At 44.9% G+C, this 15,416-nt stretch carries 12 protein-coding genes; 1 reads left to right on the top strand and 11 read right to left on the bottom strand.

Annotation, left to right across the window (positions count from 1 at the left end; translation table 11 throughout):
- Positions 1-117: 117 nt before the first annotated feature.
- The 6 genes from MKY23_RS08905 to MKY23_RS08880 form a co-directional block, all read right to left on the bottom strand.
- Positions 118-1,140 (bottom strand): LacI family DNA-binding transcriptional regulator, encoded by a 1,023-nt coding sequence (locus tag MKY23_RS08905; RefSeq protein ID WP_090919940.1) that lies wholly within the window; start codon positions 1,138-1,140, stop codon positions 118-120.
- 98 nt (positions 1,141-1,238) lie between these two features.
- Positions 1,239-3,386 (bottom strand): glycoside hydrolase family 3 N-terminal domain-containing protein, encoded by a 2,148-nt coding sequence (locus tag MKY23_RS08900; RefSeq protein ID WP_339839336.1) that lies wholly within the window; start codon positions 3,384-3,386, stop codon positions 1,239-1,241.
- A gap of 153 nt (positions 3,387-3,539) precedes the next feature.
- The gene (locus MKY23_RS08895) at positions 3,540-5,144 is read right to left on the bottom strand and encodes an extracellular solute-binding protein (RefSeq protein WP_090919914.1); all 1,605 of its coding nucleotides are present in this window, start codon (positions 5,142-5,144) and stop codon (positions 3,540-3,542) included.
- 57 nt (positions 5,145-5,201) lie between these two features.
- Positions 5,202-6,101 (bottom strand): carbohydrate ABC transporter permease, encoded by a 900-nt coding sequence (locus MKY23_RS08890; protein ID WP_090919912.1) that lies wholly within the window; start codon positions 6,099-6,101, stop codon positions 5,202-5,204.
- Positions 6,102-6,119: 18 nt separating this feature from the next.
- On the bottom strand, positions 6,120-7,079 hold the full coding sequence (locus MKY23_RS08885; RefSeq protein ID WP_339837305.1) for an ABC transporter permease subunit: 960 nt from the start codon (positions 7,077-7,079) through the stop codon (positions 6,120-6,122).
- A gap of 11 nt (positions 7,080-7,090) precedes the next feature.
- Positions 7,091-7,855, bottom strand: coding sequence for an alpha/beta hydrolase family protein (locus MKY23_RS08880; RefSeq protein ID WP_339837303.1), 765 nt, complete (start codon positions 7,853-7,855; stop codon positions 7,091-7,093).
- A gap of 481 nt (positions 7,856-8,336) precedes the next feature.
- On the opposite strand from MKY23_RS08880, the gene MKY23_RS08875 reads away from it, so the two are divergent.
- Positions 8,337-9,257: a serine hydrolase gene (locus MKY23_RS08875; protein ID WP_339837300.1), complete on the top strand. Its 921-nt coding sequence runs from the start codon at positions 8,337-8,339 to the stop codon at positions 9,255-9,257.
- Between the two features lie 138 nt (positions 9,258-9,395).
- On the opposite strand, the gene MKY23_RS08870 is transcribed toward MKY23_RS08875, so the two are convergent.
- The 5 genes from MKY23_RS08870 to aroF form a co-directional block, all read right to left on the bottom strand.
- The gene (locus MKY23_RS08870; protein ID WP_090919903.1) at positions 9,396-9,641 is read right to left on the bottom strand and encodes an AbrB/MazE/SpoVT family DNA-binding domain-containing protein; all 246 of its coding nucleotides are present in this window, start codon (positions 9,639-9,641) and stop codon (positions 9,396-9,398) included.
- Between the two features lie 169 nt (positions 9,642-9,810).
- On the bottom strand, positions 9,811-10,275 hold the full coding sequence (gene trmL, locus MKY23_RS08865) for a tRNA (uridine(34)/cytosine(34)/5-carboxymethylaminomethyluridine(34)-2'-O)-methyltransferase TrmL (RefSeq protein ID WP_090919901.1): 465 nt from the start codon (positions 10,273-10,275) through the stop codon (positions 9,811-9,813).
- A 163-nt stretch (positions 10,276-10,438) separates the two neighbouring features.
- Positions 10,439-11,548 carry a 3-phosphoserine/phosphohydroxythreonine transaminase gene (gene serC, locus MKY23_RS08860; RefSeq protein ID WP_186809565.1) on the bottom strand — a complete coding sequence of 370 codons (1,110 nt, stop codon included), beginning with the start codon at positions 11,546-11,548 and terminating at the stop codon, positions 10,439-10,441.
- 377 nt (positions 11,549-11,925) lie between these two features.
- Positions 11,926-13,350, bottom strand: coding sequence for a type I glutamate--ammonia ligase (gene glnA, locus MKY23_RS08855; RefSeq protein ID WP_090919896.1), 1,425 nt, complete (start codon positions 13,348-13,350; stop codon positions 11,926-11,928).
- Between the two features lie 413 nt (positions 13,351-13,763).
- A complete protein-coding gene (aroF, locus tag MKY23_RS08850) occupies positions 13,764-14,828 on the bottom strand; it encodes a 3-deoxy-7-phosphoheptulonate synthase (RefSeq protein WP_090919894.1) in 1,065 nt (354 codons plus the stop codon).
- Positions 14,829-15,416: the final 588 nt, after the last annotated feature.

Genomic DNA, 15,416 nt, shown 5'->3' with positions numbered 1-15,416 from the left:
TTCTGCATACAGCAAAAGACAAGTTTTAAAAGGATGTTCTCTCCCTCCAAAGCTTGTCTCTTGCTATAACAATTGAATTCACCTAACAAACTCTCGGCGGTGACACAAAAAACTTGTTTAATAGCTGACTGCACGTTCGTTTGCATTGGGCATGGGCAACCTGACTTCTACCGAATTAGGCCCGGTTACGGATTCCCCTTCCACTAAGGTGACATATATGCGCTCGTGATCCACAGGTTCTCCAGCTATAATTTTAATTAATTGTTCAGCTGCAAGTGCCCCCCACTTTCGTTTGGAATAATCGATACTTGCCAGTTTGGGTTGCACGTAGTTGCTAAGTTCAATATGATCGAAGCCAATGACATCAATCTGTTTGCCAATCTCCAGTTCACTATCTGCAAGACGATCACATAAACCGATAGCCATCTCATCATTAAGACAAAAGACAGCAGCCGGTCCGTTATATGTCTGTATAATGTGATCTGCGGCTCGTTCCCCACCGCTTTTCTCGAAATCTCCCACGATTTCAATCCATTCCACATCCGCCTGACGCTCCGTAACCTGTCTTACAGCCTTCAACCTTTGTACAGAGTCAAACGAACCTTCTGGGCCTGTAACCACATAGATCTTTTTGTGCCCGTGTTCAATCAAATATTCCATCGCCAGTGTGGCCCCAGCCTTGTTATCAAGCAGTACCTGATTAATATTAGGATGTTTCAACTCACGGTCAAGCACTACAATTTTATGTCCTCGATCCGCATACTGCATAAGTTCCTCACTTGAAAACGTATGATCGAGAATAATCGCCCCGTCAATCATTCGCTCCGGCAACATCCGATGAGACTGTTTACCGCTACATACAATAAGATCATACCCTTGGGCATTACATATCGCCTTCATACCCGTTAACAAGTCTCCGTATACATCACCGCTGAAATCCGTGAGAAAAACACCTAGAATCCGTGACTCTCTCTTTTTCAAGGTTCTGGCAGCCGCGTTGGGAACATAGTTCAGCTCTTTGGCGATGACCAAAATTTTAGAACGGGTCTCATCGGTGACTTTATTGCTTCCATTCAGCGCGTACGATACGGTCGAGATGGAAACTCCCGCCTTTTTGGCGATATCCTTGATACTGACCATATTCTTCGCTCCTCTGTTATGTTGATCAGGCCTTTCCTAATGAAAGACCTGAACTTAAAATAAGAAGTAACAGACATCTCATTACAGCATAAAACGATTCAGACAAGTCTGAATGTGTGGCTCTGTGTATCTCTGCTATTTGGTCCAACCATCACACGAAACTCTCCACGATCACTGCGATAGCTGAGATCAGCATGATGATAACGCAATTGTTCTTCATTTAATGTAAACTTAGCCGTACCCGTTTCTCCCGGTGCAAGGGAAAGCTTCACATAATCTTTCAACTCACGCATCGGCCGAACCACTTCTCCGCTTACATCCCGAACGTATAGTTGCACAGTCTCTACACCAGCATGATCCCCTGTATTGGTTACACGCACCTGAACCGTCAGAGAATCATTTGCAGTCATCTCCTGTCCAGAGACTTCAACCTCTCCATAAGCAAATGTCGTATAGGATAGTCCATATCCAAACGGGAACAACGGTTCATTCGGACTGTCAATATATTGGGAAACATAACGATTCTCGGTATTATCCGGGTTGATTGGGCGACCTGTATTGAAATGGTTGTAATATACCGGGACTTGGCCGACCGATTGCGGGAAGGACATCGTAAGTCGCGCGGACGGATTCACTGCTCCTGTGAGAATATCCGCAATCGCTGCTCCTCCTTCACTCCCTGGGAACCAAGCTTCGAGTACAGCATCTGATTCGCTAATAACCCCGTTCAGATCAAGTGGACGTCCATTGAAAATGACACTGGCAATTGGTTTGCCTGCCGTTTTGAGCGCCTGTACCAATTGTAACTGCGCTGCCGGCAAACGAATATCTGTCCGCGAGCCGCCTTCTCCACTCATCTCGGAATCTTCACCCAGTGCAAGCACGATGATATCAGACTGACTTGCTGCTTCTAGTGCTACGGCAATCTGCTCATCCGTGATAGTATGCACATCACTGCCCTGAGCCAAGAGAACCTTACCTTGTGGGAGACGCTCTTGCAACGCTGTTCCCAGCTTCACCGCATCCGATTTGACACCTTCACAAGACCACCAGCCGAGGATGTCTTCGCTTTGAGCGAAAGGTCCAATTAATGCAACTCTCGCATTAGGTTGTAGCGGAAGGGTCTGTCCGTCATTTTTGAGAAGCACCGCAGACTTCGCAGCAAGTTCTCGTGATACCTCACGATGTTCCTTGGAGAAAACGATCTCGCGCTCACGCTCCGGATCAGCAGCTCGGAACGGGTTATCGAACAGACCCAGCTTGTCTTTGAGCTGCAAAATACGCAAAACCGCTTCATCAACAAGGTGCTCTTGCACTTCACCCTTTTGAACAAGTTCAGGCAAATGGTTGACGTAACATGGCGTCATCATCTCCATATCTACACCCGCACGAATCGCACGGTATGCCGCCTCCCGGTCATCCTCGGCCGCACCATGGGCAATCATCTCACGAATGGAAGCCCAGTCCGAGATCAGCACGCCATCAAAGCCCCATTCTTCGCGCAAAATATTACGCATTAACTTCTCATTCCCGCTGGCTGGAATACCATCAACGGTATTGAATGAAGTCATGACCATCTCCACACCAGCATCCAGTGCCGCCTTATATGCTGGCAGATAATATTCACGGAGCTGGCGCTCTGACATATCTACCGTATTGTAATCACGTCCACCCTCCGCTGCACCATACGCGGCAAAGTGTTTTACACAGGCTGCAAGACGATCCAGCTCATCCGTCAGGTTATCCCCCTGATAACCACGTACAAAAGCAGCAGCAAATAAACTATTTAGATACGGGTCTTCACCCGTTGTTTCCATCACACGCCCCCAGCGCGGATCACGAACCAGATCGACCATCGGTGCAAAAGTGACATGCAAACCGGATACTGCGGATTCACGCGCCGCAATCTCGGCACTCTTCTCCGCAAGTTCCAGATCCCATGAACAGCCAATGGCCAGCGGGATCGGGAAGATCGTTTTATAACCATGCACCACGTCTGCCATGAATAATAACGGGATGCCGAGACGGCTTTTTTCCATATAAGCCTTTTGTACATCCATAATCGCTTGTGCACCGGATAAGCCAAGAATGGAGCCGCTCGCTCTCACGGATTGCTCTGTAATGCCCATCTCTTCCATCGGCCCTGTAATCTGGCCCTGCGTATCTGTTCCTTCATAGAAGTTGGCAGTCAGCTGTAACAGCTGTGCCACTTTCTCCTCCAGCGTCATCTGATTCACTAAATCCATCAACTGCTGATTATTCACGTAACCATCCTCCACTACCTTTTAATTGAAAGAAAGAACCCGGCTGCGTTCGGGGAGAGACCGCGCACCGGGTTCAATCGGACGGAGAGACAGAACGCTCCTGTCATCCCCTTGATGTTCTTCATTTCATTACGTTTATTTGAACTTTTCGTTCAATTCGTCCAGATAAGGCTGAACCAGAGACATTTTGCTGTTAACCCACTCTTTCCAGTTAGCTTCCAAGTCTCCGCCTTTGAGGATCAAGTTCGCATATTCGTTTTGATAATCGAAAGATGCTTGGCTCTTCGCTTTGGAATCATACAGGTTAACATCCCAATCGTATGGTGCAAGTGATTTACTTTCAGTACCAAGCTTTGCTTTCTCCTGGAACAATTCTACTGCTCTATCACGATAATCTTTTTTGATTGCAGGGTTTACTACACTGAAGTCATCACCAAGAAGATAAAGTCCTTCAAAACGTGCAGGGTACTTGTCTTCGAGTACCGTTCCCTCTGGTAGCAAGTTCACCAACTCTTTGTTGTCATCGTATTTCCAGTCCTTGCCTTCGAAGCCCATGTTGATCAGCAATTGTCCTTCTTTGGTTGCAGAGTAATCGATCAAGTCCATAATGCGTTCGAATTTCTCATCACTGATGTTCGGGTTGAAAATCAGAGCAGACCAGAAGTTCGCTTGCTCCATATTGCGGTATTTACCGTCATCACCAAGAACGATCGCTGTGTGAACGAGATCATCACTGTTAACGCCAAGGTTCTTTCTCATATCAGAATCCAGACCTTGTCTATAAGAAGCAAGTCCACCAAGACTGGTTACAGCCGCAGTACCTGTTACTTTGAAGTTGTTTTGTCCTTCATTGTTTTTCCAAGTGTAGAACTCTGGGTTAAGCAACCCATCCTTGTACGCTTTTTGCATCAATTTCAAACCTGTCAGTGTTTCCTGATCTGCAGGGCCCCAATGGAACTTACCATCTTCACCTTTGTAGAAAGGAACGTCTGTCATCGCATGAACACTATTCGGCATGATCATGTTTGTCATTGCATCGGCAGCATTGTAAGACAATGGCACCAGTTTATTACCCACCTTACCTGGGTCCTTTTCTTTCACCAGTTCAGCGAACTGATTCAATTCGGAAGTTGTGTACGCATCTTTCAGTTCAAACCCAACGGCTTTTGCCCAGTCTTTACGAAGAGCGATAACACCGATTTGGTTGGTCAGCGGATCAGCGGGTTTGTTTTCGAAATAAATAGGTCTAGGAAGTACATACGTACCGCCTGTCAATTCTTCCAACTTGTCGCCAAGTCCTGTCAGCTTGTAAGCCGCGGCAACGTTAGGCCATCTTTCTTTCCAATCATCCGGGAACTTGTAGAACAAGCCTTGATCAATGTTGTTGATGGCATCACCGTGTACATAATTCCATACGGCTACATCCGGCAGGTCACCAGAGTTAATCCACAGGCGAAGCTTCTCACCCCATGAATCCCAGTCAATATAGTTGTAATCCCATTTGATGTTAAACTTGTCTTCCCAGAACTTATGGAACTCATTGTCCATATTTCCGGTTTTCACTTCGGTCAGATTCGCTACGGAAATGGTCAGGTTATCTTTGTAATTCCCTTCCGCATCCTTTTCGTTGCCACCATCTGAGCCTTTGCTGCTGTTGGAACAAGCCGACACTACCAACATCATGAGACAGAGTGTGATCGCAAATAACGATTTGACTGACAACTTTTTACCCGTTTTCATGCTTTTACCCCCATGTTTTTAGTCGAATTTCTTGTGCATTGAAATCCTATGTGTATATCAGGTCTTGATAGCCCCTGTTAATACCCCTTTGGCAAAGTGCTTTTGCAACATTGGGAAGAAACACATAATTGGTACCATCGTGATAAATACTGCAGCCATCTTCATACCCATAGAGAAGCTACTCAGTTTTACTGCGTCCACACTGGATGCATTGGAGGCATTCGTTGTGGCAGTTACAATGATGTTCCTTAGCACGTTTTGCAGCGGTAACTGGTCCGCTTTTCGCAGGAAGATCATCGCGTCATACCAACTGTTCCAGTAGGCTACCCCGTAGAAGAGTGTAATGGTTGCCATAATTGGCGTTGCCAGCGGAAGAACGACGGAGAATAAAATTCTCCACTCTCCTGCACCATCGAGTCGTGCAGATTCCATAAGGGATTCAGGCAGTGTGTAGAAATAGTTCATCATCAGAATCATGTTAAAGGCACTGAAGCTTCCTGCCAGAATAACAGACCATAATGTACCTGTTAGTTGTAGTGATTTCATAATCAGATACAGAGGAACGATCCCCCCGTTAAAGATCATGGTGAACAGTACCAGGAAAAAGAGAAACTTTTTAAATGGGAAATTGCCGCGGCTCAGGCCGTAAGCCATGCTTGTTGTCAGGAACAAGCTCAGCGGTAAACCAATCACCAGCAAGATCAATGTATTTTTGTAACCCGACAGGATTCTACCGTCAGCGAACAGTGCTTTATATGAATCAAGCGTGAACTCTTTCGGGAACATCAGGAACGGATTTTCAGCATACTCTTTTTGGGTTGCAAACGAGATCATAATGACATTCCAGAACGGAATCAGAATCATCAGTGCAAGTACCAATAAAACGGCGAATATCATGTAATCCAGAAAGGTCATTCGTTCGGTGCCAATCTTAGGTTTTCTTCCAGCTTTGCTCATCTCACTTCTCCTCCTCTCTTATCGGAATAAACCGTCTCCACCAAGCCACTTGGCAAATCTGTCGGCCAGAAGTAGCAGCGCCATATTCACCAGGGAACGGAACAAGCTGACCGCTGTCGAGAATGAAAAGTCGGTTGATGACTGGAACGTAATCCGATAGATATATACATCGAGTACTTCAGATACATTTTTCGTTGCGGCGTTCGCCAAGTTGAAGATCTGGTCGAAACCGGAGGACATCAATCCACCCACCGACAAAATAAACATAACCGTGATCGTTGGCATAATGTTTGGCAGCGTAATACGGAACATCTGCTGCATCCGGGATGCTCCATCGATCTGTGCAGATTCATATTGATCCTGATCGATACCGGAGATCGCTGCCAGGAAGATAATTGCGCCCCAGCCGCTCGATTTCCAGATGTCAGTCAGCAACAACATCGGAACAAAGTTGGATTCCGAACCCAAGAAATTAATCGTCGGGAAACCAAGTAATCCAAGTGCACTGTTTACAAGTCCGTCATAGGCAAGCACGTTAATGACTACACCGGATACGATGATCCAGGACAGGAAGTGCGGAAATGTCAGGACGGTCTGGAACCACTTCTTCCCTCTGCGCATCCGCAACTCATTCAACAGCAGTGCCAGAATAATGGGGAACGGGAACTGAATAATCAGCTTCAAAATGTTAATGTAAAGCGTCCGCCATACGGCATCAATAAAGGTCGGATCGCGGAAGACATATTTGAAGTTTTCAAATCCGCTCCACGGACTTCCCCAGATTCCAAGGTTAGCCTTGTAGTCTTTGAACGCCAGTGACAGGCCGCCCATCGGCATATAGGCAAACAGGATCAACCAGACCATCCCTGGAATAAGCAGGGTATACGTCATTCGGTGTTTCCAGATTTCAGTCCAAAGCGACTTACCTCTCAGGTTTGCCTTCAGCTTTTTGTTAGGTCCTTCGGCTGCAGGTTTCAATTTGCATCTCCTCACTCTACTATGGTGTTGTCGTTGTAAAGAAAATCAAACATCGTTTTCAGATGCTGTTCCCAAAATCTCCATTCATGCGTGCCAGGTGTTTCTACATACCGAAAATCAAATGCAGTTCCCTGCATATACTCGGCGTAGTCCCGATTCATGTCCACGAAAGGATCATGGTCCCCGCAACAACTCAATATCTTCGGCAAGGCTCCTCCCTGCTCCAGCAGTCTGGCTGACAATGCGTAAATATCCTGATCAGCCTTTACCTGTAACCGTTCCCCAAAAACCGCTTTCATTTCCTTGACCATGCCTTCCGGCATATGGGGATCACGAAGCCGCGCCTGAATATTCGTTACACCGGATAAAGACACCACTTTGCTGTACTGCTCAGGATAGGTCAACCCACATTTCAACGCTCCATATCCACCCATGGACAAACCAGCAACATATGTTTTGGCTGGGTCGGAATTCAGCTTCAGTAGCCTTTCACATAGTTCAGGCAGTTCCTTCGTGATGTAGTGGAAGTAATTCAGGCCGTATTCCATATCCGTGTAATAACTGCGATTGGCTTCAGGCATGATGACGGTGCAACCATACTGGGCTGCATACATCTCAATGGTGGTCAGACGTTGCCAGGTACTCGCATTGTCTCCTGCCCCGTGAAGCAGATATAGTGTACCGCCTGAAGTCTCTCCGGAGTCACTGGATACCACGTGTATGCTTGTATTCATGCATAATGTGGGCGATCCGGTTTCGATCGTAATATGCGCCATTGATCGTAACCCCTTTCATCTTTGTTGCTTTTAACTGCGGTTTGCTTTTTCTCTTTCTTTGCTTGCTGTTACTTCCCCCAACATGCTCATTTTTACTGGCTTTGGTTATCGAAACGATTCTCTCGAATCGTTTCAAAAACAATCAACACTGATTTACCTGGAGTTTAAATATCAACATTTTACTTGGAAGCGATTTCTTCGAATCGTTTCGAATAAATCATAATCCCGTTGACTAAACTCTGTCAATAACCTTTTTACAATTTTCGCGTTTTTTTATCAAAAAAGTGACCTGATTGTTCCAATTTTGATTCAAAAGGCACTTTTATAACGAGTATTTTCGGATTTAATCATTCATTATTACACAAGAATTGACATCAAACCGAGAATATACTAACATGAGTTCTAATTTTGCAATCAGATTACGGAAACGTTTCACCAGACTGAATTCATTCAGGTAAACGCTTGGAACTGGAGGGTTATCATGGCAGAACAACTTAAAGGATTTATTGACACAATCACAGAAGAGAAGCTTGTTGTGCACTCTGTGCGTGTACTACAAAATGGGCGACTTCTGGATGAATGGCATTCGGACGGAGATCGCAGGCGTGTGCAACATTCTGTAAGTAAATCCTTTACCTGCATGGCGGTTGGACTTGCCGTTGAAGAAGGACTTATTCAGTTGGATGACACTTTGGGCGATTACTTCCCTTATGACCAAGCACAGCGTCCCCCCTCACAACTGCCCTCTCCGCGAGAGCTCACATTGAGGGATCTGCTTCGCATGTCATCAGGTCACGATGACCCACCCCTCTGGGCTGACGAACGAGCTTCTTTAGAGGAAAAGGACTGGGTCAAACACTACATGTCTCTATCATTGGATCGAATGCCAGGAGAACATTTTACTTACAGTAGTGGTGATACGTTTATGATCTCGGCCATGTTGCAAGAGGCTATTGGTCTGACAGTAAAGGATTACCTCATTCCACGTCTTTTTGAACCACTAGGCATGGTTGATATCCAATGGGAGACTTCTCCACTCGGAGTTACCTTGGGATGTGCGGGTCTTTGGCTGAATAATGAAGAACTAAGCCGATTTGGACAGTTTCTACTTCAGGAAGGTCGCTGGAACGGTAAACAACTGGTTCCAGCAGATTGGATCAGAGCCGTTACACGTAAGCAGATCGAAACGAATGGCGATGGAGATTGGGGAAAAGGCTATGGCTATCAGTTCTGGATGTGTTCGCATGATGCTTACCGAGCAGATGGAGCTTATGGTCAATTCTGCATTGTCCTGCCTTCCAAAGAGGCTGTCATCAGTATCAACAGTGAAGAGGAGAATATGCGAGGCATCCTGAACGCTGTATGGAATCAGATTTTGCCAGTGCTAAATCAGTTGAACTAAGGATGATTTATTAGTTTACATAGACACTGGGTGCAAGAACGAGCTTCCAAGTCGCTGTGTCATTTTATACAACGTTAAACATTAAAAAAACAAAAACACCATGGAGTTTGTATGCTCCATAGTGTTTTTTGCTTGCTTTTATGAAAGCTGAGTCATTTCTTCTAAGCATTGTGCGCATATGTAACGCTCTTTAAAGTCATTGACATCTTCCATTGATCCGCAGAAAATACATTTCGGACGGTATCTTTCCAAGATAATGTGATCCCCTTGAACTAAAATTTCTACAGGATCTCCTTCATTCATTTGATACCTTTTGCGCAAAGATTTAGGCAATACGATCCTACCCAATTGGTCAACTTTGCGAACTACTCCAGCTGGCTTCATAGCTACGGCACACCTCTCCTATCTTACTCTGAATTTCTAGGTACATTAGTACTATATCTATAGATTCGCCAAAATTTTGTCGAATCCTGCTGGAAATAAACATTTTTTGTCCTTTTTTTTGAAAAATGTTTTTTTATCGAATTCTAACCGTCTTTTCGGATACCATTCACTAATCCAGTCCTGGAAAATTTAGCTGACGCAGTGCTTCATATACAATAATTGCTGCTGAATTGGAAAGGTTTAATGAGCGAACATCACCACTCATAGGCATCTTCATGCAAGTTTCTGGATTAGCAGCAATTAATTCAGGTGGAAGCCCTTTCGTTTCTTTACCAAACACGAGAAAATCTCCATCCTGAAATTCGAAATCGGAATACCGGTTTTTCGCTTTCGTTGTTGCGTAGAAAAACCGTCCGTTCGGATACTTCTGCTGAACCTCGTCAAAAGAATCATGATATTCAATATGAACGGCATGCCAGTAGTCCAGCCCAGCACGTTTTAAAGTTGCATCATCTGTCCGAAATCCTAAAGGACGCACGAGATGTAAGTGGGTGCCAGTCGCCGCACAAGTCCGCGAGATATTGCCCGTGTTAGCCGGAATCTCTGGTTCAACCAGAACGATGTGTAAAGCCATATGTGTTTAATCTCCTTTTATTTCATTTTCATGTACACAACAATCCTCTAATTTTAAAGAAAAGCCCTCCACACGTCAATGTGGAAGGCTTTGCCACAACAGTAGGATAGTTAATCGAAGCTTCACTACTGCCATATTTGGTCATGCGTTCGTTTCTCAGGGATTATCCGTTCGCCTGTTGGAAGTGGTTCATAAAGTCGGTAAGGGCCTTAACACTCTCATATGGAGCCGCGTTATAGATCGAAGCACGAAGTCCTCCTACACTGCGATGCCCCTTCAGACCTACAAAACCTTCTTGCTCCGAAGCTTTAATGAATTTCTTCTCCAGTTCCTCAGATGCGAGTCTGAACGTCACATTCATCAACGAGCGGTCTTCTGCTGCAACGCAACCACGATAGAAATCCCCTGAGGAATCAATTGTATTGTAGAGCAGCTCCGCTTTCTTGATATTTTTTTGTTCCACACCAGCCAAACCGCCTTGTTCCTCGATCCATTTTAACACTTCGTTCACCATATATACCGAGAAGGATGGCGGCGTATTATACAGGGAATTGTTATCTACATGCGTGCTGTAACGGAACATGGTTGGAATGGTTTTCGGAGATTCACTCACCAGCTCCTCGCGTGCAATAACAACGGTAATTCCCGAAGGACCGAGGTTCTTCTGTGCACCTGCATAGATCATGCCAAACTGATTCAGATCAAACGGTTTGCAGAAAATATCACTGGACATATCTGCGATGAGCGGTACCGATCCGGTATCAGGGAAAGCCTTGAATTGTGTACCTTCAATTGTCTCATTTGAAGTTACATGCACATAAGCCGTACGTTCAGGCAAACTCAGATTCGAAACATCCGGTAATTTCATAAATTTATCGGATTCTGAAGAAGCTACGATCTGTGTCTCACCAATTAACTTCGCTTCAGACAGAGCCTTTTTGGCCCAGCTGCCTGTCATGATGTAACTAGCTGTCTGACCCGCCCCAAGCAGGTTCATAGGCAACATCGCGAATTGTGTGCTTGCACCGCCTTGCAAGAAAAGAACTTTATACCCTTTCGGATTGCCTAGCAACGACAGCAATCGCTCCTGAGCTTCATTATGTACAGACTCGTACACGGCCCCACGGTGAGACATCTCCATAATCGACATGCCTGTATTACGAAAATCTACAAATTCCGCCTGAGCACGCTCCAATACTTCTAGTGGCAACGCTGCTGGTCCTGCATTAAAGTTATACGCTCTCTTTGTCACAAAATCCCCCGCCCTTTCCATCCTTAACTAGGCCGTGTCTTAAAACTCGCTGAAGTGCATCTTTTATCGTCTTTTCGCCCCCTGCTGCGTCACTTCCCCTTGACGTGCCCCGGCACGCCTGCGGAGAACTTCCTGGCTTGGAACGAAAATCCGGCAAAATCTGCTCCCTTCGGAGTTTTCAGACACGCCCTAACATATGAAGTAAATATTATCGCTATGATATCAGTATTCCCTAAACGCTTCAAGGGGAATAGGCACTGAAAACTCGTTAAAAGCCATCAAATTCCTTTATCACCCTAAAAAGTTAAAGCGCTATACTGTTTGTTTCAAGGAAAAGCCTCCGAGAATGCATCCCGGAGGCTTTGAATTGGAACAATTTCGGTTCTGACTCCAACCGATTAGCAGTCGAAGTAGAGGCTGTACTCATGCGGATGAATGCGGATCGCAACAGCTTTAGCTTCATCGCGTTTGAGGTTGATGTAATTATCGATGAATTCTTTGGTGAACACGCCACCTTCAGTCAAGAACTCGTTATCAGCTGCCAGTGCATCCAGTGCTTCTTCGAGGGAAGCCGGTACACTGCGGATGTTTTCTTTATCTGCATCAGAAAGGTCGTAGATATTTTTATCAAGTGGACCATATCCGAGCTCAGTTGGGTTGATTTTGCGTTTGATTCCGTCCAGACCAGCCATCAGCATTGCGGAAAATGCCAAGTAAGGGTTAGCTGTGGAGTCAGGTGTACGGAACTCGATACGGCAACCTTTAGGTGTTACCGCTGCTACCGGGATACGTACAGCTGCAGAACGGTTACCTTTGGAGTATACCAAGTTAACCGGTGCTTCATAACCAGGAACCAAACGTTTGAACGAGTTCGTGCTTGGGTTCGTCAAAGCGATCAGTGCTGGAGCGTGGTACAAGATACCTCCGATGTAGTGCAGAGCCATTTCGCTCAGGTTAGCATAACCGCCTTTGTCATAGAACAATGGGGAATCGCCATCGAAGATCGATTGGTGAACGTGCATTCCGCTTCCGTTATCACCAAACAATGGTTTTGGCATGAATGTTGCTACTTTACCATATTGACGTGCCGTATTGTGCACGATGTATTTGTATACAAGCAGGTTATCTGCTGTTTTCTTCAACGTATCAAAACGGAAGTTGATTTCAGCTTGACCCGCAGTCGCTACTTCATGGTGATGACGCTCGATGGACAAACCAGCTTCTTCCAACAAACGACACATTTCGCTACGGATATCTTGTTGGGTATCCACTGGAGCTACTGGAACATATCCACCTTTAGTGCGAACTTTAAAGCCCAGGTTGCCGCCTTCTTCTTTGCGGTTTGTGTTCCATGATGCTTCTTCGGAATCAACGAAGTAAGAAGAGCTGTTCGTTCCGCTCTCATAACGAACATCGTCAAAGATGAAGAACTCGGACTCTGGTGCGAAGAACGCTGCAGTACCTACGCCGCTTTCTTTCAGGAAAGCTTCAGCTTTAACTGCGATACTGCGTGGGTCACGCTCATAACGCTCGCCATCCGGTGTGAAAATGTCACACATAACATTCAATGTAGGGTGTGCAGTGAACGGATCGACATAAGTCGCTTCAGGGTCAGGCATCATAACCATATCGGACTCTTCAATACCACGGAAACCTTGGATAGAAGAACCATCAAACGCTACTCCATTTACGAACGTGTCTGCATCAACAGCCGAAGCTGGCAAAGAGATATGATGCGCACGACCAGCCAAATCTACAAAACGAAAATCTACCCACTCGATGTTGTTCTCTTGAATTGATTTCAATACGTTTTCAACCGACATGTATTCGTCCTCCCAAATATTCCGAACATTAAACAACCCCACGAAGAAAATGTCTATATATTCGAATTTTTTTCTGTCGTCATTATAAATTCTGAAACATAACATCGTCAATACTTATGTAAGGTATTTTTTGCGAGCATGTTAGGTATACTTACATTTTATAATATCTAAAAATTCATTTAACAACGTAAGTAGTTCATATTTGACCGATTTAATGCGGTAAAGCGACCCTAAAAATGTCCTAAATCATGGAAAAACGTGACATCATAAATGTTTCTTATCACCTTTGATTAATAAATATGTTCATCTGTGCAAAATAGACGAAAAACCGGACATCTACCCAAATTGTTCACAAGGAACAAATCTGAACAGAAGTCCGGTTTTGACTCTTCAAATCTCTATAACCGTGTTAATTATACGCCTACACGTGCCGGGAAAAATGCAGCAGGCTGTTTAGCTGTGTTAAATGTTTTCCCAACAATTGGGGCTAGTTTCTCCAGATCTTGTAACAGGTTCGCAAACTGATCAGGGAACAAAGACTGTACACCGTCTCCAGTCATAGAGTTATCGGGATCTGTGTGCATCTCAATAATCAAGCCGTTAGCTCCAGCGGCTACCGAAGCTTTGGTCATCGGTTCTACCAGTTCACGGCGTCCCGTACCATGGCTCGGGTCAGAGATGACTGGTAGATGGCTCAAAGACTGCAAGACAGGGATTGCCGACAGGTCCAGTGTATTACGAGTGTATTGTTCAAACGTACGGATACCTCGTTCACATAACATCACATTCGGATTGCCACCAGCGAGGATGTACTCCGCCGCATTAAGCAATTCATCGTATGTCGCACTGAATCCGCGCTTCAACAATACCGGTTTGCCGCACTCACCTAACTTGCGCAACAAGTCGAAGTTCTGCATGTTACGTGTACCCACCTGCAGAATATCCGCATACTCCGCACAAATATCTACGTATTCAGGCGTCATGACTTCGGTAATCGTCAATAGATTATGCTTCTGGCCCGCTTCCGCCATCATGATCAGACCTTCTACACCTGTTCCTTGGAAGCTATACGGTCCTGTACGTGGTTTAAAGGCACCACCACGAAGAACTTGACCACCTGCAGCTTTCACAAGTCCAGCAATTTCATCAATCTGTGCTGCAGATTCAACCGCACAAGGTCCGCCCATAACGACAAGTTCTTTCCCGCCGATATCTACACCTTTGATCGAAATCACGGTATCTTCTGGATGGAAGTCACGACTTGCCAATTTGTAAGATTTCGAAATCTTCACCACGTTCTCGACGCCCTTCATTTGGCGCAAGTGTTCTTGCATTTTAGGTTCAACTTTACCAATTAATCCAATGATGGTGCGATCCTCTCCACGGGATACATGTGCCTGCAACCCTTCCTTTTCAATCACACTAACGATATCTTGAATTTGGTCCTCCGAGGTAGCTTTGCCTGCGATTACGATCATAAATTGTCCCATCCTTCCTTGTATAAGAGCACTCGTTTATATCGTGCGTCTGATTATCTTGTGGTCCGTATCCCAAAAACTCTGTCACGCTTAAACGCTTGTTCGCTTTTAAGCTTTTAATCACTAAAGTAAATATAACGATTTAGTATACTCTTGTCAAGTCCTCATTTATATGAGTATAGATCATTAGCATCATTGTATACCTGCGTGAGATAAATGAAGAGATCTAGCTTGTTTTCAGACTGAGGCGTCCCAAGCCAATGAATTTAATTTTACTGTTTCCTTCATTAACCAGTCGTACAAACTACCTTGAATACAGTCTTTACTGTATTGAGGGTTATATTGATTTAATTCGGAAAAGAGTTCTTCATCCCAGCTTTCAAAGTAATACAAATAGTATATATTCCATTTAAGTAATATTAATAGTAATATTCGTAAATTATTCACTCTTATTTGGGACACCTTCATCCTACAAACTTGTTTCTCACAGAAAGCATAAAAACCGACTATTATAGTAACAATAACAAGCTTGTATTGGTTTTATGGATACACCAAGTTAATAGAGCCTGCTGAATGGCGCTCAAGATA

Source organism: Paenibacillus sp. FSL R7-0272, assembly GCF_037969905.1.
GTDB classification, from domain to species: Bacteria; Bacillota; Bacilli; order Paenibacillales; family Paenibacillaceae; genus Paenibacillus; species Paenibacillus polysaccharolyticus.
Note: the sequence above shows the minus strand (reverse complement) of the source record. Positions and strands in the feature narration are given on the sequence as shown.